Genomic DNA, 20115 nt, shown 5'->3' with positions numbered 1-20115 from the left:
CTTCTTTTTACTTTATATTCTCTTCTAAAGCATCTTTTTTAATATTCCAATGAGAAGTATTCCATACTACTAGCCCATCTTTTATGTATAACACTTGTGGTGATTCGTGCTTAATACTGTACTGTTCTGCAACACGATTCGAAACATCTCTCGCATCTTGCACGTATAAGTAATACGCTAGAACTTCTCTTTCTTCATTGCAGTACGCTTGAAACTCTGTGTATGCACCATGACTAATCGGGCATGTCGTACTATGTTTAAAAAGAACATAAGGCTCGTTCTTTTCTACTAAGACTTCAAGCTCTTCAATTGTTTCAAGTTTTGTCATATTCATCAAGATTCACCTCTCATACGAAATCTAGAGCGCTTCTCGTTCTTTTCAGCTTTTTTCTCAATTTTTTCTAATTTACGCTCTTCTTTTTCAACCTTCTTCTCTTGTCTCGATGCACGGTAATGATTGTATACTTCAATCGCCGCACTACTCCACTGTACAACTTGCGCTACTTTATCTGCATTATTTTCAATTTCGTCCGTAACAGACTCTGATACATTACGAAGTTTCGTATTTAAAGAATGGATTGTTGTTCCAATTCCATCTACACCTGCTACCACTTTATTTAATGATTGCGACTTCTGTTGAATATCATCAGCTAACGCATTTGTTTTATGTAATAATTGCTCCGTCTCTACACTAATTCCTTGCATTTGCTTTTCTAAACCTTCTAACGTGCTCGCAACGTTTTCTAACGTCTTCTGAACCGATAACAACGTTCTACATACATACACTACTAACACAGCAAAAGCAACCGCGATAATAGCCGCACTTACATATAAAAGAACTTGCATTTCATCACTTCCTTTATCTTTTTTCATACTTTATCCTATTATACAATCATTTTCCGTTTCATTCTAATCCCTATCTTTTCATTAGAATTTTCATACTTATTCGTTAACTTTAACATAAATGATTCAACAAATTCCACTAAGTAGGTTACAATAAGAAAGGATACATAATTAGTAGGGAGGCTTTACATATGAAAGATCCACGCATTGAAAAGTTAGCATACAATTTAATTAACTACTCTATTCGCTTACAAAAAGGCGAGAAAGTATTAATTGAAAACTTTGGCTTACAAAAAGAACTTGTAACTGCACTTGTAAAAGAAGCATATGCAGCTGGTGGTTTCCCATTCGTTTCTTTAAAAGATCATCAAGTAGATCGCTCTTTATTAATGGGTGCTACTGAAGAACATTTTGAACAAATCGCCGCATATGAAGCGAGCGTAATGAAAGATATGGACGCTTATATCGGGCTTCGCTCTGGCGACAACATTAACGAACAAGCTGACGTTCCAAGTGAGCGCATGAAAGTTCACGGTCAAACAGTTGGTAAGAAAGTTCATAGAGACATCCGTGTTCCGAAAACACGCTGGGTTGTTCTTCGCTACCCAAATGCTTCTATGGCACAGCTTGCTAAAATGAGCACAGAAGCTTTCGAAGACTTCTACTTCGAAGTATGTAACTTAGACTACGGTAAAATGGATAAGGCGATGGATAGCCTTGTTACATTAATGAATAAAACAGATAAAGTTCGCCTAACTGGTCCTGGAACTGACTTAACATTCTCTATTAAAGACATTCCAGCTATTAAATGCTCAGGTCATTTAAACATTCCAGACGGTGAAGTATACTCTGCACCAGTTCGTGATTCTGTTAACGGTACAGTTTCTTACAACACACCATCTCCTTACAACGGTTATACATTTGAAAATGTACAACTTAAGTTTGAGAACGGCCAAATCGTTGAAGCAACTGCAAACGATTCAGAGCGCATTAACAAAATCTTTGATACAGACGAAGGTGCACGCTACGTTGGTGAATTCGCAATTGGCGTAAACCCATACATCTTACATCCAATGGGAGACATCCTATTCGATGAAAAAATCGATGGTAGCTTCCATTTCACTCCTGGACAGGCTTACGACGATGCATGGAACGGCAACAACTCTAACATCCACTGGGATTTAGTATGCATCCAGCGCCCTGAATATGGCGGCGGCGAAATTTATTTCGACGACGTACTAATCCGTAAAGACGGACGCTTCGTTGTATCTGAACTAGAAGCTTTAAATCCTGAGAACTTAAAATAATAATAAAAACGCTCGGGATTTTTTCCGAGCGTTTTTTTATCTTCACTCTATATTGAGCTACTTTTCTCGCTTTTTGTTTGCTGGAAGTGAAAATAATACAAAAGCGCCACTGCAATAGTACCAATCAATATCGGAACATATAAAGGCAGATCCCATTTCATATATACTCTAGTGCAGCCAACAATCACGAACAAAATTTCCAAGCAAAACAAAGGTTTTACATATTTCATTTCTTCCCTACCATTTCTATTTTCACATTTGGATTTTCTTTTTCTACAAGTGATACAAACTGCGTCATATCTTGCGGCATCGCAATCATATGTACTTTGTATGCATTCGTCGTAATTTCAAGGGACTTCCCAACTTGACGAATTATTCTTATCTCTTTCAATACGATATCATCATTTAAAATACCGCACTTTAGCACGCCATTTTCTACTTTATGTTTTTTAATAAACACTTCCCAAACGAGTGGTACATTTACAATAAAGCATAAACCCATCCCAATTAATGCTGACATCCACTGCGCTTTATTTGCGACAATCATGACAATTGGATATACAAACATAAAAGCTAACGTGAGACTAACGAAAATTACTACTGACTTACTTCTTTGAATCGGAATGTTCATACACGCACCCTCCCAACCTAAATTATACCATTTTAGTCCATAAAAAAAGGCCATTTTTACACGACCTTTTTAAACAATATATCTATAAAATTTCTTATCCACCTGCAACACTGGAAAACTTTTTGGCAACTCGTCTATACTCACACTTTTGAAATTATTCTTTTCATAAAAACGATGCGCTGCTAAAAATTTCACTGTCGTTCCTAAGTAAATATCTTTCAGCTTTTTATTCTCAGCCCACGAAATTGCTGTTTGGAGCAACTTATGTGATGCACCCCATTCTTTTCCGCGAAATTCTTTTTTTACGAACATTTTTCTTAGCGCTACTTGCTGATTCTCAATATCTAACAAAGCTACTGTTCCAACTACTTTCCCACCATAAGTTGCAACCCAAAAGTTTCCATAATCCCTTTGATAGAACGTTTCTATTTCAAGTAAGTCTGGCTGCTCTTCTTTCGTAATGGGAACATTGTACTCTTTTTGCTGAATATGAACAATGAGATCTACTACTTCATCTTGAAACGCACTTTCATACGGAATAATATGAATCTTCTCGTTCATCGAATTTCCTTCCATTCTGAAGCTAGTAAACTATAAACAGCAATATCATGAAAATGATCATATATCCATTCATCATCTCTTAAAATACCATCTAATTTAAACCCTAAACGTTCTGGAATCGCGCGGCTTTTCACATTTTCAACACCGCACCTGATTTCAACTTTATTCAGCTTTAAATTTTCAAATGCATAATGAAGTACAGCCTTTACGCTACGCGTCATAATGCCTTTCCCACCAGCATCTTCTGTAAGATAATATCCAAGACTCGTCGCTTTCTTCCCCCAGCTTACTGGATGAATGCCTACCATTCCAACGAGCTTCCCTTTGTAGCGTATACCACTTTCAAAACCGTCTCCCTCTGCAAATTTCTTTAACCACATTGGAAAGATCTCATCATAAGCATCAGCGGATTTCGTCCCATCTACCCAAGGGAGCCATCTTCTTAAATGGTTACGATTTTGGTTTATTAATTGATATAGTTCCTCTTTATGATGCTTCTCTAATAACTGTAATTCGATTTCATCGTCTACTCGAAGTGTGAACATGTTTTATAGCTCCTTTTTAGTTTTCTTATTATTCTAACACTTATAGATGTCAATTGTTAAATATTCACACTTTCTTTTGATTTTATTTGTATAAAACCGGAAGAATACAATACTCCCGTAACAACTAATATCATCCCTATACATTGTGCGGTTGTTATATTCACTCCTTCTATAAAAGAAATAAGCATTGTAACAACAGGCACTAAATTAAAAAATAAAGATGTTCTCGCTGCACCAATTTGAGCGATTTCTTCTAATGACATTCCAGTTTGCTTTAATGAATATAAAAATTTCAATAGGCGCACATCACCTTCTGTATACTAACGAATGCCGCTATTTCGCGTTGGTGGTGGCAATAAACCTAATTTCTCATAATAGCGCAAAGTATGAATACCCATCCCTGTTAACTCTGCTACTTCACCGATTTTATACATGTTCTCTCCCCCTTGTTTTTACGTATTTATCTTACAACCTAGAGTTAACTCTAGGTTGTAAGATAAATACGTAAATAAAGTGAAACTTTAATCAGTGGGGGTTTTGTTCATCCCTACTGATTATTAGCCTTCACCAATCGGGCTTTACGGGCAGCAGTGCTTCCACCTAACTTCTTTGCTCAAGCCGAATTTTGAGGTGGGAGTTTTACTGCCCACAAATAGCGGGATAAAATATGAACACAACAAAAAAGACGCACAGCCAAGCTATGCGTCTTTTCTATTACTTCTCTGCAACTTGAACTTCTTTTACGTAAGCTGCTTCGAATTTTTGGATGTCTCCTGCGCCCATGAAAATTAGAACGCCGTTTTTATGTTTCTTTAATACATCCGTTGTTGTATCTGTAATTAGTTCTGCACCGTCAATACGCTTTTGCAGATCTTCGATTGTTAAGTCACCTTTGTTTTCACGTGCTGATCCGAAAATATCACATAAGTATACTTGGTCAGCTTTGCTTAGGCTTTCTGCGAACTCATCTAAGAACTTTTCTGTACGTGAGAATGTATGTGGCTGGAATACAGCGACAACTTCACGCTCTGGGTGTTTTTGACGAGCAGCTTCAATCGTTGCGTTAATTTCTGTCGGATGGTGTGCGTAGTCATCGATGATAACTTGCTCTCCCATCGGCTTTTCATTAAAGCGACGTTTTACGCCTTCAAAAGTTGTTAATTGATGTTTAACTGCTTCTACATCAACATTTTCGTAATGGCAAAGCGCGATTACTGCTAATGCATTTAATACGCTGTGGTTGCCGTATCCTGTAATTTTGAACGTGTCATAGTACGTATTACGAACGAATACATCGAATATTGTACCATCTGTTCTCTTTTGAATGTTACGTGCTTGGAAATCATTATCTTCTCCAAATCCATAGAAAATAACAGGTACTTTCGCTTGAATTTTTTGAAGTTCTTCATCATCACCACATGCAATAATACCCTTTTTCACTTGCAATGCCATCTCTTGGAATGCACCAAATACATCATTGATGTCTGCAAAATAATCTGGATGATCAAAATCAATATTTGTCATAATTGCATAGTCTGGATTGTAAGACAAGAAATGACGACGATACTCACAAGCTTCAAATACAAAATACTTACTATTTTCTACCCCATGCCCAGTTCCATCTCCAATAAGGTAAGATGTCGGGTGTGCACCTTGCATTACATGGGCTAACAAACCTGTTGTTGATGTTTTTCCATGTGCACCAGTTACAGCAACACTTGTGTATTGGTTCATAAGGTTACCTAAAAAGTGATGGTAACGATGTACTGGGATGTTTAATTCTTTCGCTGCTACGATTTCTTCATGCGTATCAGGGAATGCATTTCCTGCAATAATCACTTGTCCTTCTTTAACATTATTTTTATCAAAAGGAAGGATTGAGATATTACGCTTTTCCAACGCTGTTTGTGTAAAGAAACGCTTTTCATAATCAGACCCTTGAACAGTATGCTTCATGTCATGAAGAATTTGTGCTAATGAACTCATTCCTGTTCCTTTAATTCCTACAAAATGGTAAACTGTCATCTTAAAGAACCTCCAACATTTCGAACTAATACAACGGCCTATCTATAAGACAGTATATGAATCTTTTCTTATTTTGGTAATCATCATACATTTTGATGTAGTGAAGTTATTCTTTCTCTTCACTTATCAGGATAAACTCGTACGTACTTCTTTGTATGCCCATATCAAGTCCATTATAGCAAAAAAGAAGCCGCTATACTATGATAACAGAAAAACTGATAGGGTCAATCACCTATCAGTTTTTCTCTCTTTTACATATCTTCTCTTGTTTCTAATTGAACACGCTCTAGACGTGGGTTTGGACGATATTTACGGCCAGCTTTCGCTTCTGGTTTTCCATTTAATTCTACGTTATCACCAGTAAAGCCAATATTCATTTTTAATAAGCTACTTCCTACCCCGTATATATCCACAGGCACGTTTTGAGCTTCAAATTCACGAATACGCTTCTCATCAAATCCACCAGTTACAACGATGTCTACATGCTGGAATCCTTCCTCATCAAGTGCTTTACGAAGTGCAAATACAAGCGATGGGTTTACACCACGTGGATCGAATGTTCCAAGTACTTCTGGGTGACGAATGAAGTATTGATCAATCATTGTACGAGACGTATCGACACGCACACCTTTTAATGTTGATCCAAATTCACGCGCTACGCGAAGTGCATCTGTAATGACATCATTATTGTAATCAATTAATACAACTAATTCATCTTCTGGGAATTTCTTATGATATGCTTTTGCGGCTTCCACAACATCACCATTAAACATTTGAATTAATGCGTGAGGCATCGTCCCCATACCACTTCTGCCCCACCATTCATTCATCGCATGCGTCGCTTGTGCGCTCATACCTCCGATGTATGCTGCATAACCGTCACCAGCTTGTTGTGTATAATGATCGTCACGGTCTCCCATGAAAATAACTGGTTTTTCTTTATCTACACTACGTGCAGCTTGGACAACGTTATATACGTTTGTCGCAACCGATGTACGACGAGCTAAAATCCCATCAATGACACCTTCTAAAAATCCGAAATTTTCATAAGGACCATGAATTGTTAACACTGTTTCAAATGGACTAATATTATCGCCATCTTTTAAAGAGTTAATTTCAAGTTCCTCAGGATTTTTAGCGAATGTTTGCAGCAATGCAATTACTTCATCTGTTCCGCAAAGAACTGCATTTTCCTTTTGGAAAAATTGCATCGTTACAATACTTTTCGGGCGAAATTCTTCAATGATTTCTCTAGTCTTTAAAAAGTAAACGGCAGAGAACCAACCTTCCCCAACACGTTCGTCAAATTTAAATGTTCTATTTGTTAGTCTATTTATTTCACCTTTTAATTTTAATTCAATTTCTTTCATGTCGCTTTACTCCCTACTTTACTATCCAACATTTTCTCTTAGTATACAGCAAAACCGTTTACTATATATTTGTTTCCTGCATAGCAGCGAATTCATCCTCAGAAATAAGGACATCTCTCGGTTTCGTTCCTCTTCCTTCAGAAATAATCCCTTGCGATTCCATCTCTTCAATGAGACGTGCCGCGCGATTATAACCGATGCGGAATTTTCGCTGTACAGAAGATGTGGACGCTCCCCCTTGTTCTACAACAAATTGACATGCATCTAAAAATAGTTCATCTTCCGACTCACTCTGTTCTGATTTTGCTAATAAATCCTCTTGCTTAAATAAGTAATTCGGCTTCATTTGCTTTTTCACATGATCAACTGTTTTTTCAATCTCATCATCCGATACATATACACCTTGTACACGAACTGGCTTAGATGTACCGTTCCCTAAGAATAACATATCACCACGGCCAAGTAATTTTTCCGCGCCACCAATATCGATAATCGTACGCGAATCAACTTGAGATGATACAGTAAACGCTATACGCGTTGGAATATTTGATTTAATTAAACCTGTAATAACATCTACCGATGGACGCTGCGTCGCAACTAATAAGTGAATACCACAAGCACGAGCTTTTTGGGCAATACGACAAATCGCTTCCTCAACATCACCAGGTGCCACCATCATTAAATCAGCTAACTCGTCAATGACGATAACAATGTAAGGCAATGTCTCACCCGGAATTTCTCGCTCGCTTACAATCGTATTATAACGCGTTAAATCACGAGCACCAGCATGCGCGAACAATTCATAACGGCGTTCCATCTCTTCAACTGCCCACTTTAATGCAGCAGTAGCTGCTTTTACATCCGTAATAACAGGTGCTACAAGATGCGGAACAGAATTATATGGTGCAAGCTCAACCATCTTCGGATCAATTAGTATTAACTTCACTTCATGTGGCTTCGCTTTATATAAAATACTCGTTAAAATTGCGTTAATACACACACTTTTACCAGAACCCGTTGCACCCGCAATAAGTCCGTGTGGCATTTTTCGAATATCCGTTACAATTGGATCACCAGAAATATCAAGTCCCAGCGCAACAGTAAGTGGTGATTCACTCTTTGTAAACACAGGACTTCTTAAAATTTCACGAAGAAATACTGGCTTACTTTCTTTATTTGGAACTTCAATTCCAATCGCACTCTTCCCTGGAATTGGTGCTTCAATACGAATATCTTTCGCAGCTAAACTCAGCTTAATATCATCACTTAAGTTTGTAATTTTATTTACTTTCACACCTGGATCTGGCTGTACTTCAAAACGAGTTACTGCCGGCCCTTGCGATACATTAATAACATGTGCTCCAACATGGAAATTATTAAACGTTGTATCTAACAATTCTTTTTGCTCTTCCAACCATTCCGTATTATCTAACGCTGACTGTTGCGGGATTGACAATAATGCTAATGGCGGAACGGTATATGTTGGTGGTGTTTGTAATACATTTCGCATATCGTTCTCTCTTTGATTTACAACATATGCTTTCTCTTGTGGTTCTGTACTTGAACTTGGCTTTTGTACTTGCCCTGCAATCATTTGTTGTACTGGTCTTTCTTCCACTCGTGATTCTACTACCATTTGTTGCACTGGTTGTTCTTCCGCTTGTGGCTCTACTACCACTTGCTGCATTGGCTTTTCTTCCACTTGTGGTTCTACTACCACTTGCTGCATTGGCTTTTCTTCCACTTGTGGTTCTACTACCACTTGCTGCACTGGTGTTTCTTCCACTCGTGATTCTACCACCACTTGCTGCATTGGTTTCTCTTCCACTTGTGGTTCTACTACCACTTGCTGCACTGGTGTTTCTTCCACTCGTGATTCTACCACCACTTGCTGCATTGGTTTCTCTTCCACTTGTGGTTCCACTACCATTTGTTGCGCTGGTTGTTCTTCCACTCGTGGTTCTACTACCATTTGTTGCGTTGGTTGTTCTTCTAATTGGTGTACAGGCTTATTCTCTACTCGCTCACTCATAGAAGATTGCATTGCACTCGTTCTAGCCGCATGTCTTTCCATTAATCGCGTTCTGTCTTGTTTCAACATAACAACATTAAATGGTACATGACGCTTTTTCTCACGTTTTGGCTCTTCTTTTTGCACAATTGGTTGTTCTTTAGCGACTGGCCCTTCTTCTACAACTGGTTGTTCTACCACGACTGGCCCTTCTTCTACAACTGGTTGTTCTTTAGCGGCTGGCCCTTCTGCAGCGACTGACTGCTCTTCTGCAACTGGTTGTTCTACCACGACTGGCCCTTCTTCTACAACTGGTTGTTCTTCAGCGACTGGCCCTTCTTCTACAAATAGTTTACTTTCCTCTGTTTCTGCAATTAAAACATTCGCAAAACTTTGGACATCTTCCTTCGTTTGTTCATCAGCCTCAGCAACATGTATGAATTCATTTTTTTGTTCAATTGCTTCATCTAATACCATTTCTTGCTGCGTTTCCTCAAGTTCTACAATTGCTTCTACTTCAGACCCCTCTGTTTCTGCAATTACTTCTGCTTCCACCACTACTTCTGCTTCTTCAGTTTCTTCTGCTTCTTCTACTACTTCTGCTTCTTCCACTACTTCTGCTTCTTCAGTTTCTTCTGCTTCCACCACTACTTCTGCTTCTTCAGTTTCTTCTGCTTCCACCATTACTTCTGCTTCTTCAGTTTCTTCTGCTTCCACCACTACTTTTGCTTCTTCAGTTTCTTCTGCTTCCGCCATTACTTCTGCAACTTCTCCAAACTCTTCTGGTATTTCCACAATGATTGTTTCTTCAAGCTTTTCTTCTGCTTTGACAATCACTGATTCTTCTGGATTTTGCTTTTCTACTTCCATAATAGGTTGTTCTATCTCTGTATTACGTTTAATTTCTTCTGATAATATTGTATCCTCGTGCTCTACTTTGGAATCTACTAATTCCTCTTGTAAAATGTTTTCGTTTAGCACCACTACATCTTTTTCTTGCTCTGCATCTTCCATACGCTCAGCTACCGTTTTATGAAGTAATTCATCCGCTGAAACTTCCTGCGGTGTATTTATTTCTTGAATTACTTCTTTTTCTTCTACTACTGGCTCTTGGCGCTCAATTTCATAACCGTTTTTCTCGAGCCATTGATCAACAACTGACTTTTCTTCCTTTTTACTCTGTTGACCTTGCTGATCAACGTCTTGATGACTAGAAGAAGTTGGTGCTTTTCCTTCTGAGAAATAAGATAATGTATACCCTTTTTTCTCTAACCATGCATCAACGACTGATTTGCCCTCTACAGATATTTCAAGATCTTCTCTTTCCTTTTCTTCCTCCTGCTTTTCTTCCTTTTTCTCTACTGAAGGACGATTATATCCATAAATCGGCGAAATCATTTCTGTTGGACGAAATGGTCTACGGCTACTTTCTTGCGGCGATACAGATACTTTTTTTACGACTGGCTCTGGATCCGGTTCATATTGCACTTCCGGCTCTTCGTATGTAGAAACTGCATTCTCCACATACTGCCGTCTACTTCTCTCCACTTTTATTCCTCTTTGAGTAGGCTGCTCTTCGTATATACCTCTTTGAACAGGTTGTTCTTCAAAGTGAGGTAATTCTCTTACGTCATCCTCATCAAATCCATCATCTGGTATTAATGGAAAACGGCATTTACCTGCATTTCTGCTTGCCATTTGTGCTTCTCTTGCTTCAGTGTAGTGGTTTACACGAGGAATTTTCGGCTGACTTTCAATTTGTTTCATTGCTTCTTTATTCATCGCTGTTTGTTCTTCCTCTTTGTTAAACAGCTTTTTCATCCAATCTAACATGCTTACCACTCTTTCTACTAAATAGTAACATCCTTTATTGTATCAGCATTCGGCAAAAAGTGCAGGTAAAATTAAGCATGTCATATTTATCCATAATATTCTAATTTACGATTGTTTTCATATAGAAAAAAGCAGCCTTCCATGTAAGACTGCTTTTAAGCTTTACTCTTCCGATATTCATCTACACTATCTGTTACACTTTGCAGTAAAGAATTTACATACTGCGGGTCAGATAATTTTTTATCTTCATCCTGATTGGACATAAACCCGAGCTCTAATAGTACGCCAGGAACTTTCGCCCAATTAAATCCAGAAAGGTCATCCCTAAATTTAATCCCATTTACTTTCACCTGATTGTTTTCTCTCATTTTATTTACTATCTTTTGCGAGATTTGAAGACTTTCTGCATAAATCTCTTTCGTATAGAGACTTCCTTCTGCTGGCGTCAATACAGCAAACCCACTTTGATTTGGATTTTCAGAACCATCTGCATGAAGGCGTAAAAATAAATCTGCCTTATGATCGTTTGCGAATGTCGCACGTTCTTTATTGCTTATATCAACATCTTGTGACGTTCTCGTCATTACTACTTGTATCCCTTTTGCTTCAAGCTTTTCTTTTAATAAAAAAGACATTTCTAATACAAGTACAGCCTCTCTCTTTTTCGTCACAACACCCGTTGTACCATCTGTCACTTTATATTTTTGCGTCGTTGCCCCTGGTCCAATCGGTTCTAAATTTAAATTTGCTTTTTGTTGATGCCCTGGATCAATAACGACGAGAAACTTTCCTTGTTTTTCATTACTCTCTACTTTTTGTTCATTATTTTGCATAAGTTGCTCAGTTGGCTTCACCGGCGTATTTTCCTCTTTCTTTTCCTCGGCCGATACTTCCTCCCGCTTAGTTTCTGCTTGTTCATTCGTTTGAATTGTTTGCGATTCTTCTTTTTTTTCTTGCTGCTTTTCTACCGGTGCTTCTTTCTTATCATCTTTACTATTTTCTTGTGTAGAAGATAATGTTTCTTTTTTCGACTGTTCTTGTGAACAACCTCCCATATATATTCCAATGAATGCAGTCATGACCATTATTTTTATATACTTCATGCTTCTCTCCCATCACTTTGCACCGGACTCAAAGTTTTTCTTATAATTGTTTTATAACCTCATCCATACTTCCAATATAAACAGGCTGCCACGTTTCTGTACCACGCTCTGCCGTATAGACTGGATAAGCGTCATCATCCACATTCACGAAAACTGGATCACCCATATCTGTTTCATATCCAATAACAATCCATTCTTCTTGCCATTTTCCACTTTCATTGCTTATTAATGAATTTTTATGTTTATCATATCGATAACCGATCTGCCCTTTTTCCAGTTCATCTTCACTAAATACATATATTTCATAAGTACCTAGCTCAACATCTTGCTGTTTTGAAGTTTCAATTCGTTTTAGAAGTTCTGCGATTTTTGGTTGTTGTTTCATACGTTTATCCCCTTCTATTTTTCTAAATTTTAACTAGATTGTTTATAAAATACAATATAGATTTTTTTAAAAAAGGTGACCCCCTTATCATATTAACGATTTTTTGAGTATATCTATCACAACTCTCAATATATCAACGATTCAATACGAAATTTCGACTTACCGACAAAGAATGATAAAAAGAAAAGAGAGGCTGTCCAAAAGGACAACCTCTCTTTTCTTTTTATCAATTAAAATTTAAACTCTTGTCCAACTTCAAAGCTATCTTCTAATACAAGAATACCTTTTTCTTGCGGAGCGTCTGGAAGCTCTAATTCACGTGCAGAGCAGATCATTCCAGAAGAAGGAACACCGCGAAGCTCAGCTGGCTTAATTAACATACCACTTGGCATAACAGCGCCGATTTTTGCAACGACAATTTTTTGTCCTGCATCAACGTTTGGTGCACCACATACGATTTGTAATGTTTCTGTACCGATTTCTACTGTACAAATGTTTAATTTATCAGCATTTGGGTGCTTTTCTTTTTCAGCTACATAACCTACAACAAATTTCGGAGAAAGATCTGCTTCTACTTTTTCTTCAAAGCCGTTCTTCGCTAAAATTTCGTTGATTGTTTCTACAAGCTCTTTCGTTAATGTCAGGTTACCTGTTTCTTTTACTTCTAAGTAAGAAGATGCATTAAAGATGTTGAATCCTGCTGTTACATTGCTTTCACGATCGTATACGCGTGCAACATCTCCTTTGCGATCAAAAGTACGGTTCTCTAAAGTAATATCTTGTAAGGCAACAATTAAAGTGTCACCAATTCCTTCAAGGTTATAAAAAACGTTCACTTCGTTCATCCTTTCTCTTTTCCATCTGTCTTCTTCCGATTCTTCGCTAAAATAAAGATTGGTTCAAAGTCCCCATCTTCATAAACGAATGAAAGTGATGTAATCGGAACATGCCCTTCGGCAAAAAATTTCATTGTCATTTGTGCAATAATATCATAACCGATTTCGTTGACGATATCAGCAATAATTAATACGTCTTGGTGAGGAACAGCAACAACCATGTCACCAGAGATCTTTTCACGCATCGATTGTAGTAACGTTTCGTTTAAAATACGACTCGCATCATACCCATCATTTGTGTTTAAAAAGTAGAATGTATTATCCGCTACTGTGTCCTGCTTAAATTCATAACCTAATGAGCGAGCATTAAATAATGCCATTTCGCGCACTTGCTGCTCTGTAAGCTCTAATTTTTGTAATAAGCGCTCATCAATTAGGCGATACGTTTTATTAGAATCTAGCGCGTAATAAATACGTGTTTCCGCCGTATGATCCGTCATAATAAACGGATTTCCTTCTTCTGATTGTTTTGGGAAAGAAGTAGAGCGAATAACAGGTAAAATTTTCGCCGTGCTATTTTCTTCTCTATGCATTGCAATTAACGCTTCTTGTACATAATAAGCAACCTCTTCAATCGCCTTTTCTTTGTTCACTTCCCATTTCGCTACTACTCCTGGAAGTGATACGTTAATACCTTTTTTCGAGTTTGTTTGTTCAATACGAAGAACTTCTTTCTCGCTATCATAATGAAAATCCCATTCTGGTCGAGATAATTTCTTCATTAACTCGTCTTTCATCTTTTTACTTGTCATTTTCATCTCTTTTTCCTCCCTTCCAAAAAAATAACCTCCCCCGCGAAGGTAGAGGTTGTTTTTACAATTCAATTGGCTAATTGTTTTATTTTAAACCTTCAATAAACTCTTCGATTTGCTCTTGTGTTTTACGATCTTTGTTTACATAGCGTCCAGTTTCTTCACCTTTATTGTACGCTACAAAGCTCGGAATGCCAAATACGTCTAATTTTACGCATAGATCAATAAACTCATCACGATCTACATAGTAAAATGAGAAATCACTATACTTCTCTTCTACTTCTGGCATAAATGGATCAACGAAACGGCAATCTGGGCACCATTCTGCTGAGAACATGAAGACTACATTCTCTTCATTTTTTAATTCTTGGAATTGTTCCATGCTTTCTAATGATTTCATCTATATTTCCTCCTCTAATGCGTGCACTTTTTTCACACTATAATCTTTTCTTTATACTACCATACATCGTACACGGTGCAAGGTTTATGCTTGCTTTTTATCATACTTATATTGCCCAACGAGTAACTTAACAACGTGTACAAATAATTCCGTTCGATCGACATAATCGTCTGTAAAAATACCGATAGCACCTTCGTGACTACGAATATCTTTCCGCTCTACAAACTCTTCCATCACTTCACTTAACTCTTTACCATCTTCAAGAGGCGTTAAAAAATCGTCTGGTAACTTAATACGTGCTCCTCCGGCAACGAATATCTTATCGTCACTCGTTGCGAGTGCGCCCCAGTTACACATAAATAAACCGTGATCCGTTTTCATCACGCCGCCTTCTAACCCAATACCAATTTGAGCTTCTCCTTCTTGCAATGCTCGCTTCGCTCTATTAATTGCTCCTTGCATCGTCTCTTTATCTGAAAATGGCTGTGCCGATACTCCCGATGGGACAGAAAGAGATGTAATTTCAGCATCTTTCCATACCTTCTCCACAGCCCCAACCTTCGTTTTATTCTTCGATCCAACTACTACCTTCATTTCGTTCACCTCTATAAGAATTCATTATTCTGTTCTAATATCCACTTCAGCACAAATGAAGTGCCAACCACTACCACACACCACCAAGGAACCCCTTCTACCTAAAAAAAGAAAGAGCTCTGCAGCCCTTCCTCTTTACGCGTTATTCTTAATTGTTTCTAACGTCGTTTTGTCCGTTGTTCTTACAAGCTTTGTAATAAGTTCTTTTGCTGCTGCATAATCATCAACATGTAAAATAGAAGCATGCGTATGAATGTAGCGAGCACAAACACCAATTACTGCTGATGGGATACCTGAGTTACTTGTATGTACACGGCCCGCATCTGTCCCACCTTGTGAAATAAAGTATTGGTACGGAATATTATGTGTTTCTGCTGTATCTAAAATGAATTCGCGCATTCCTCGATGAGTTACCATCGTGCGATCGTAAATACGAAGAAGAGCACCTTTTCCTAATTGACCGAACTGCGTTTTATCACCAGAAGCATCGTTTGCTGGACTTGCATCAAGCGCATAGAAAATGTCTGGTTGAATCATATTAGCAGCTGTTTGTGCTCCGCGAAGACCTACTTCTTCTTGTACAGTAGCACCAGAGTATAATGTATTCGGTAATATTTCATCTTTTAATTCTTTTAATAACTCGATTGCCAGGCCACATCCATAACGGTTGTCCCAAGCTTTCGCCATAATTTTCTTCTCATTTGCCATCGGTGTGAACGGGCAGATTGGCACGATTTGTTGTCCTGGTTTTACACCAATTTCAATCGCATCTTCATAACTATCTGCACCTATATCAATTAGCATATTTTTTATATCCATCGTTTTTGCACGTTGCGCATCACTTAATAAATGAGGAGGGATAGAACCAACAATCCCTATAACAGGACCATTCTTCGTCATCACTTGTACGCGCTGCGCTAATAGCACTTGGCTCCACCAGCCGCCTAACGTTTGAAAACGAAGCATTCCGTTTTTCGTAATTTGCGTAACCATGAAACCTACTTCATCCATATGACCTGCTACAAGAACACGTGGGCCAGTTTCGTCCCCTTTTTTCAGACCAAATACGCTACCTAAACCGTCTTGCACAATTTCATCAGCATATTTGCTTAATTCTTGCTTCATAAAACGGCGTACATCATGTTCAAAACCTGACGCACCTTGTAATTCTGTTAACGCACGAAATAATTGTAATGTCTCTTTATTCACGAAGTCCCCTTCTTTCAAACCTTAGTAGAATACCTTTTTTATTGTAACGAAATTTTCGAAATGTTTCTAGTTTCTTCTTTTTTAGCTGCATTTGCTTTATAATTATTATCGGTACACTATTTTTATTTTATAGAATTGAGGTGAATATATGAGCTGGAAAGGTTTAGTAGCAGGTCTTGGCGTTGGATTTGCAGCTGGTTATTTTGTTGCAAACAAAGTACAAGAACAATCCCATATTTCTTCAGAAAAAGCATTGAAAATGGTGAAACAAGCATTAAATCATAAAGGTGAAATTACTGGCTCTTGGGTACATATGGTTCCAGAGACATTTGAAAAATATGATGTTGCGTATGAAGTTTATCGCGGCGGTCTTACAACAATGTTAGATGATATACAAGAACGATTTGAATTTTTAGTTGATGCTAAAACAGGTACTGTTTTAGAGGTAATAGCAGCATAAAAAGAGGTTTCCCATTAGGTGAACCTCTTTTTTTTGAAAAATTGCGGATAGTGATTAAAATTATATCGGCGATTTTCCGAATATATCGGCGCAACTCGATTTATATCAGCGATTTCCCAATTATATCGGCGCAATTCAAATTATATCAGCGTTTGTTTAAATATATCGACTTACCGACAAAACCCGACAATAAAAAAGAGGCTGCTCCAATAAATATGATGGAACAACCTCCTTTTTTTAAGCTTCTATACTCGTTTTTCTCTCAATTTTTTCTACAATATGTCCTTCCTCATTCCACTTCACTGCACGATAATATGCGTCATGATAAAATGAAAACCATGCATTGTTTTCAGCACCATATTTCATCCACTTTTGCTTATTTTCAATCGATGTCATCGGATAATCATCATAAGCCATTACCCATAATACATTTTGATGCGCATGCGTCGGCAATAGGTCCGCTAAATGAAGCATCGTTTCCCCCTGACTTTCAAGAATCACAACTGCATGCCCATCACTATGACCGCCCGTATGTGCCATTTTTATTTCATCCGTAATGTCTATTTCTTGCCTAAACGTAACAACTGTATCTGCAATTGGCTCCCAATTTTCCTTCCAATATGTATTACGTGATCTAATATTTGGGTTCCTCATTTCATTCCATTCTGTTTCACTTACATAAACTTTCGCATTCGGAAACGCCGATACAAGGTGATCCCCTTCCCATTTCGTCAAACCAGATGCATGATCAAAATGAAGGTGCGTCATTAAGACGTAGTGAATATCTTCAGGCTTTAATCCCAGTTTTTCTAAAGATTCATAAACCGATGACTCTTCCGTTACTCCTTGATTTTTCTTCATTTTCTCATTCAATTTACCGTTTCCTATTCCAGAATCAATAAGCATATTTCCATCTTTCGTTTGCAAAAGTAACGGATCTGTTCGTAAATATATATGATTTGTATCGTTATGTTTATATTTTCGTGACCAAAGTACTTTCGGCACAACGCCAAACATTGCCCCACCATCTAAATGTGTGTTCCCACCTTTTAACCACGTCACTTTTATATCTCCAATTCGTAATTCTTCCATCACACATCCCCCTTTTACATTAATTTTAACATAAAATTCTGATTATTTTAGTTATAAAAAAACCTATGCATTACTGCATAGGCTCTGTGCGATACTTCGCTTCAACTCGATAAATACGATGACCTTTACTAGAGAACTTCTCTTCGTACTCAGTCATAATATTACCTTCAAAATCACTGTTATGAAGATCTAGGCTTAAGTAAGTTAGTAACATACCATACTCAGCCATACTCATTAGAGAGTATTCAAATAACCCTTGGTTATCTGTTTTGAAATGAATTTCTCCGCCCTCTACTAACACTTCTTCATAATTGCGTAAAAACGTTTTATACGTTAAACGACGCTTCGTGTGACGATTCTTCGGCCATGGATCTGAGAAGTTTAAATAAACACGATCAATTTCACCTTTTGCAAAGAAAACTGTTAAATCTTCAGCATCTTTATTTATTAACTTTAAGTTCGGTAATTCTTCTTCAATTAATTTATCAAGTGCATCTACAACAACACTCGTAAATTTTTCAATTCCAATATAATTAATATGTGGATTTGCTTTTGCCATATCGTACATAAAGCGGCCACGACCTGTACCTACTTCAATGTGAATGGGTTGTTCATTTCCAAATACTTCTTTCCAATTACCCGCGCGCTCTTCTGGGTTTCCAATTACGATATGTGAATACTCATTAATTCGATCTAATGCATATGGTTTATGTCTTAAACGCATAGATGTCTCCCTCTCTTTACAAAGCTATTTTAAAGGAATGATTCCTTTTTTCTGTTTTAATCAATCTACCAAACAAAAAACCAAGTACGTACGAGCACTCGGTCCGTTTCTTTCAAGTATAAGATGTACCATTTTGATAAAAACTACATACAGCATTAAACATTCCATGACGACGTAGCTTTTTCTCTTACATTCCGAGAAGAGAAAAACAATCGAAAGGATGATCCGTTCATGCCAATTAGTCAACAACATCAATTAGAAGTGCTGAAAGATATTTTAGTCAATCACCAAAGCGATTGCTGCGGGACAGTTTCTGAATGCGAGCAATTAGAGCGCCTCATTCAATCGTTACTCGCAAACGATAATATAAGTAATGACGCTAAAACAATGCTAAACGATGTATATTCTTATAGTCAATCGGGTAAATCTTCCTCTAATTTGGACAACCATATTTCCAATAATCAAGAACAACTTACTCAGTGGATTGCTGGAATGGACAATTTTTCTTAAGTATTATTCTGAAGCAAGTAGTTGCTGTAAATATTGATGCCAATATTCAGCTTCTGCTTGCTGTTTTTTTGTTGTGTGCCATTGAATAGATAAAATCGTTTGTGCTATTACATACCATCTCATACGCCTAAGCAATGATTCATCCATTTCAATATCATAATACCCGAGCCACTCACTCCATTCATGACGCGGAATGTACCAGTATAATAACATACCTAGGTCTAGAGCTGGGTCAGCAATGACAGCTCCATCCCAATCAATTAAAAACAACTCATCTTCGTCCGACAATATCCAGTTGTTATGGTTTACATCACAATGGCATACAACGAATTCATTGTATTCAATACTTTTTAATGAATCCGTTAAATATTGAAGGCCTTGCTGAATTGTTTCATCTACCCTTATATCTCCCCTTAAAACAAGTTGCAATTGTTGTAATAACTCTTGGGCGTGAAGCGGCTGCTTCCCAAGTCTTTGAATCATCTGCACAAGTGCTTTAGAGGAGTGTATTTTCTTCAAAAGTTTCGCAACACGTTCTAGTTTCATATCCTCTGGCTCTAGCTTCTGTCCCGGAAGCCATTTTTGAGCAGAAATCACATCACCGTTCGTTACCCTTCTTGTCCAAAGTAATTTTGGAACAATTCCTTCTGCTGACAATACCGCTAAAAAGGGCGATGTATTCCGCTTTAAAAATAACTTCTGTTGTCCGTTTTGCGCAATATATGCATCGCCCGTTACTCCACCAGCCGGTACAAGACTCCACTCTTTTCCTAATAATTGTTCCAACCATTCCATATTCATTACCCGTTAACAAATCCTTATCTTTTATAGTTATGAAAAGAAAAACCGCAACATTTCTACACA

22 protein-coding genes and 2 pseudogenes are annotated in these 20115 nt (G+C 37.6%); 3 read left to right on the top strand and 21 right to left on the bottom strand.

Annotation, left to right across the window (positions count from 1 at the left end; all coding sequences use genetic code 11):
- Positions 1 to 7: 7 nt before the first annotated feature.
- Together ytxJ and JDS81_RS00250 are read right to left on the bottom strand one after the other, a co-directional pair.
- Positions 8 to 334, bottom strand: coding sequence for a bacillithiol system redox-active protein YtxJ (ytxJ, locus tag JDS81_RS00255; RefSeq protein ID WP_142312520.1), 327 nt, complete (start codon positions 332 to 334; stop codon positions 8 to 10).
- The gene (locus tag JDS81_RS00250; protein WP_033657337.1) at positions 334 to 846 is read right to left on the bottom strand and encodes a DUF948 domain-containing protein; all 513 of its coding nucleotides are present in this window, start codon (positions 844 to 846) and stop codon (positions 334 to 336) included. Before JDS81_RS00250 ends, ytxJ begins: the two co-directional genes overlap by 1 nt.
- A 188-nt stretch (positions 847 to 1034) precedes the next feature.
- On the opposite strand from JDS81_RS00250, the gene JDS81_RS00245 reads away from it, so the two are divergent.
- Positions 1035 to 2150, top strand: a complete 1116-nt coding sequence (locus JDS81_RS00245) for an aminopeptidase (protein ID WP_000654730.1) — start codon at positions 1035 to 1037, stop codon at positions 2148 to 2150.
- Between the two features lie 47 nt (positions 2151 to 2197).
- Here JDS81_RS00245 and JDS81_RS00240 read toward each other — a convergent pair whose 3' ends face one another.
- The 16 genes and pseudogenes from JDS81_RS00240 to JDS81_RS00165 form a co-directional block, all read right to left on the bottom strand.
- Positions 2198 to 2380: a hypothetical protein gene (locus JDS81_RS00240; protein ID WP_081339638.1), complete on the bottom strand. Its 183-nt coding sequence runs from the start codon at positions 2378 to 2380 to the stop codon at positions 2198 to 2200.
- Positions 2377 to 2781, bottom strand: a complete 405-nt coding sequence (locus JDS81_RS00235; RefSeq protein WP_097952235.1) for a PH domain-containing protein — start codon at positions 2779 to 2781, stop codon at positions 2377 to 2379. Before JDS81_RS00235 ends, JDS81_RS00240 begins: the two co-directional genes overlap by 4 nt.
- Positions 2782 to 2850: 69 nt before the next feature.
- The gene (locus JDS81_RS00230) at positions 2851 to 3342 is read right to left on the bottom strand and encodes a GNAT family N-acetyltransferase (protein ID WP_097952234.1); all 492 of its coding nucleotides are present in this window, start codon (positions 3340 to 3342) and stop codon (positions 2851 to 2853) included.
- Positions 3339 to 3887, bottom strand: coding sequence for a GNAT family N-acetyltransferase (locus JDS81_RS00225; protein ID WP_097952233.1), 549 nt, complete (start codon positions 3885 to 3887; stop codon positions 3339 to 3341). The genes JDS81_RS00230 and JDS81_RS00225 overlap by 4 nt, the downstream gene beginning before the upstream one ends.
- Positions 3888 to 3943: 56 nt before the next feature.
- Positions 3944 to 4135, bottom strand: a pseudogene (locus JDS81_RS30875) (EamA/RhaT family transporter); the annotation flags it as partial.
- Positions 4118 to 4321, bottom strand: a pseudogene (locus tag JDS81_RS30870) (MerR family transcriptional regulator); the annotation flags it as partial. The pseudogenes JDS81_RS30875 and JDS81_RS30870, both read right to left, overlap by 18 nt.
- A 280-nt stretch (positions 4322 to 4601) precedes the next feature.
- Complete coding sequence (murC, locus tag JDS81_RS00210; protein WP_097952232.1) at positions 4602 to 5912, bottom strand: UDP-N-acetylmuramate--L-alanine ligase; 1311 nt, start codon at positions 5910 to 5912, stop codon at positions 4602 to 4604.
- 251 nt (positions 5913 to 6163) lie between these two features.
- Positions 6164 to 7282 (bottom strand): nicotinate phosphoribosyltransferase, encoded by a 1119-nt coding sequence (locus tag JDS81_RS00205; protein ID WP_000658377.1) that lies wholly within the window; start codon positions 7280 to 7282, stop codon positions 6164 to 6166.
- A 61-nt stretch (positions 7283 to 7343) separates the two neighbouring features.
- The gene (locus tag JDS81_RS00200) at positions 7344 to 11126 is read right to left on the bottom strand and encodes a DNA translocase FtsK (RefSeq protein ID WP_199688491.1); all 3783 of its coding nucleotides are present in this window, start codon (positions 11124 to 11126) and stop codon (positions 7344 to 7346) included.
- Between the two features lie 155 nt (positions 11127 to 11281).
- On the bottom strand, positions 11282 to 12229 hold the full coding sequence (locus JDS81_RS00195; protein ID WP_142312415.1) for an N-acetylmuramoyl-L-alanine amidase: 948 nt from the start codon (positions 12227 to 12229) through the stop codon (positions 11282 to 11284).
- Between the two features lie 40 nt (positions 12230 to 12269).
- Positions 12270 to 12614 carry a hypothetical protein gene (locus JDS81_RS00190; RefSeq protein WP_000813346.1) on the bottom strand — a complete coding sequence of 115 codons (345 nt, stop codon included), beginning with the start codon at positions 12612 to 12614 and terminating at the stop codon, positions 12270 to 12272.
- A 230-nt stretch (positions 12615 to 12844) separates the two neighbouring features.
- Entirely contained in the window at positions 12845 to 13459 is a 615-nt protein-coding gene (gene ytpR, locus JDS81_RS00185) for a YtpR family tRNA-binding protein (protein WP_097955259.1), read from the bottom strand.
- Entirely contained in the window at positions 13456 to 14268 is an 813-nt protein-coding gene (locus tag JDS81_RS00180; RefSeq protein WP_000784599.1) for a DUF1444 domain-containing protein, read from the bottom strand. Before JDS81_RS00180 ends, ytpR begins: the two co-directional genes overlap by 4 nt.
- Before the next feature lie 79 nt (positions 14269 to 14347).
- Complete coding sequence (locus JDS81_RS00175; protein ID WP_000838192.1) at positions 14348 to 14662, bottom strand: thioredoxin family protein; 315 nt, start codon at positions 14660 to 14662, stop codon at positions 14348 to 14350.
- A gap of 84 nt (positions 14663 to 14746) precedes the next feature.
- Positions 14747 to 15256, bottom strand: coding sequence for a DUF84 family protein (locus JDS81_RS00170; RefSeq protein ID WP_097955262.1), 510 nt, complete (start codon positions 15254 to 15256; stop codon positions 14747 to 14749).
- Positions 15257 to 15391: 135 nt separating this feature from the next.
- On the bottom strand, positions 15392 to 16465 hold the full coding sequence (locus JDS81_RS00165) for a M42 family metallopeptidase (protein WP_097955264.1): 1074 nt from the start codon (positions 16463 to 16465) through the stop codon (positions 15392 to 15394).
- Positions 16466 to 16613: 148 nt separating this feature from the next.
- Here JDS81_RS00165 and JDS81_RS00160 point away from each other — a divergent pair, with 148 nt between their 5' ends.
- The gene (locus JDS81_RS00160) at positions 16614 to 16925 is read left to right on the top strand and encodes a PepSY domain-containing protein (RefSeq protein ID WP_000118536.1); all 312 of its coding nucleotides are present in this window, start codon (positions 16614 to 16616) and stop codon (positions 16923 to 16925) included.
- Positions 16926 to 17162: 237 nt separating this feature from the next.
- Here the strand turns inward: JDS81_RS00160 and JDS81_RS00155 are convergent, their stop codons facing one another.
- Positions 17163 to 18017: a YtnP family quorum-quenching lactonase gene (locus tag JDS81_RS00155; RefSeq protein ID WP_097955265.1), complete on the bottom strand. Its 855-nt coding sequence runs from the start codon at positions 18015 to 18017 to the stop codon at positions 17163 to 17165.
- A gap of 70 nt (positions 18018 to 18087) precedes the next feature.
- Complete coding sequence (gene trmB / locus JDS81_RS00150) at positions 18088 to 18741, bottom strand: tRNA (guanosine(46)-N7)-methyltransferase TrmB (protein ID WP_001239372.1); 654 nt, start codon at positions 18739 to 18741, stop codon at positions 18088 to 18090.
- 231 nt (positions 18742 to 18972) lie between these two features.
- On the opposite strand from trmB, the gene JDS81_RS00145 reads away from it, so the two are divergent.
- Positions 18973 to 19251 (top strand): YtzH-like family protein, encoded by a 279-nt coding sequence (locus JDS81_RS00145; protein WP_001122853.1) that lies wholly within the window; start codon positions 18973 to 18975, stop codon positions 19249 to 19251.
- Positions 19252 to 19254: 3 nt separating this feature from the next.
- On the opposite strand, the gene JDS81_RS00140 is transcribed toward JDS81_RS00145, so the two are convergent.
- Complete coding sequence (locus JDS81_RS00140; RefSeq protein WP_002039786.1) at positions 19255 to 20052, bottom strand: phosphotransferase family protein; 798 nt, start codon at positions 20050 to 20052, stop codon at positions 19255 to 19257.
- Positions 20053 to 20115 lie beyond the last annotated feature (63 nt).

It is taken from the genome of Bacillus cereus group sp. N31, assembly GCF_016483245.1.
Lineage (GTDB): Bacteria > Bacillota > Bacilli > Bacillales > Bacillaceae_G > Bacillus_A > Bacillus_A toyonensis.
Note: the sequence above shows the minus strand (reverse complement) of the source record. Positions and strands in the feature narration are given on the sequence as shown.

What these genes read in the sequence shown, in the direction of transcription:
- JDS81_RS00155 (WP_097955265.1), bottom strand. Translation starts at nt 18,017, where the DNA reads ATGGAAGAATTACGAATTGGAGATATAAAAGTGACGTGGTTAAAAGGT.
- JDS81_RS00230 (WP_097952234.1), bottom strand. Translation starts at nt 3,342, where the DNA reads ATGAACGAGAAGATTCATATTATTCCGTATGAAAGTGCGTTTCAAGAT.
- ytpR (WP_097955259.1), bottom strand. Translation starts at nt 13,459, where the DNA reads ATGAACGAAGTGAACGTTTTTTATAACCTTGAAGGAATTGGTGACACT.
- JDS81_RS00200 (WP_199688491.1), bottom strand. Translation starts at nt 11,126, where the DNA reads ATGTTAGATTGGATGAAAAAGCTGTTTAACAAAGAGGAAGAACAAACA.
- murC (WP_097952232.1), bottom strand. Translation starts at nt 5,912, where the DNA reads ATGACAGTTTACCATTTTGTAGGAATTAAAGGAACAGGAATGAGTTCA.
- ytxJ (WP_142312520.1), bottom strand. Translation starts at nt 334, where the DNA reads ATGAATATGACAAAACTTGAAACAATTGAAGAGCTTGAAGTCTTAGTA.
- JDS81_RS00195 (WP_142312415.1), bottom strand. Translation starts at nt 12,229, where the DNA reads ATGAAGTATATAAAAATAATGGTCATGACTGCATTCATTGGAATATAT.
- JDS81_RS00240 (WP_081339638.1), bottom strand. Translation starts at nt 2,380, where the DNA reads ATGAAATATGTAAAACCTTTGTTTTGCTTGGAAATTTTGTTCGTGATT.
- JDS81_RS00205 (WP_000658377.1), bottom strand. Translation starts at nt 7,282, where the DNA reads ATGAAAGAAATTGAATTAAAATTAAAAGGTGAAATAAATAGACTAACA.
- JDS81_RS00245 (WP_000654730.1), top strand. Translation starts at nt 1,035, where the DNA reads ATGAAAGATCCACGCATTGAAAAGTTAGCATACAATTTAATTAACTAC.
- trmB (WP_001239372.1), bottom strand. Translation starts at nt 18,741, where the DNA reads ATGCGTTTAAGACATAAACCATATGCATTAGATCGAATTAATGAGTAT.
- JDS81_RS00235 (WP_097952235.1), bottom strand. Translation starts at nt 2,781, where the DNA reads ATGAACATTCCGATTCAAAGAAGTAAGTCAGTAGTAATTTTCGTTAGT.
- JDS81_RS00250 (WP_033657337.1), bottom strand. Translation starts at nt 846, where the DNA reads ATGCAAGTTCTTTTATATGTAAGTGCGGCTATTATCGCGGTTGCTTTT.
- JDS81_RS00140 (WP_002039786.1), bottom strand. Translation starts at nt 20,052, where the DNA reads ATGAATATGGAATGGTTGGAACAATTATTAGGAAAAGAGTGGAGTCTT.
- JDS81_RS00145 (WP_001122853.1), top strand. Translation starts at nt 18,973, where the DNA reads ATGCCAATTAGTCAACAACATCAATTAGAAGTGCTGAAAGATATTTTA.
- JDS81_RS00225 (WP_097952233.1), bottom strand. Translation starts at nt 3,887, where the DNA reads ATGTTCACACTTCGAGTAGACGATGAAATCGAATTACAGTTATTAGAG.
- JDS81_RS00190 (WP_000813346.1), bottom strand. Translation starts at nt 12,614, where the DNA reads ATGAAACAACAACCAAAAATCGCAGAACTTCTAAAACGAATTGAAACT.
- JDS81_RS00175 (WP_000838192.1), bottom strand. Translation starts at nt 14,662, where the DNA reads ATGAAATCATTAGAAAGCATGGAACAATTCCAAGAATTAAAAAATGAA.
- JDS81_RS00180 (WP_000784599.1), bottom strand. Translation starts at nt 14,268, where the DNA reads ATGAAAATGACAAGTAAAAAGATGAAAGACGAGTTAATGAAGAAATTA.
- JDS81_RS00170 (WP_097955262.1), bottom strand. Translation starts at nt 15,256, where the DNA reads ATGAAGGTAGTAGTTGGATCGAAGAATAAAACGAAGGTTGGGGCTGTG.
- JDS81_RS00160 (WP_000118536.1), top strand. Translation starts at nt 16,614, where the DNA reads ATGAGCTGGAAAGGTTTAGTAGCAGGTCTTGGCGTTGGATTTGCAGCT.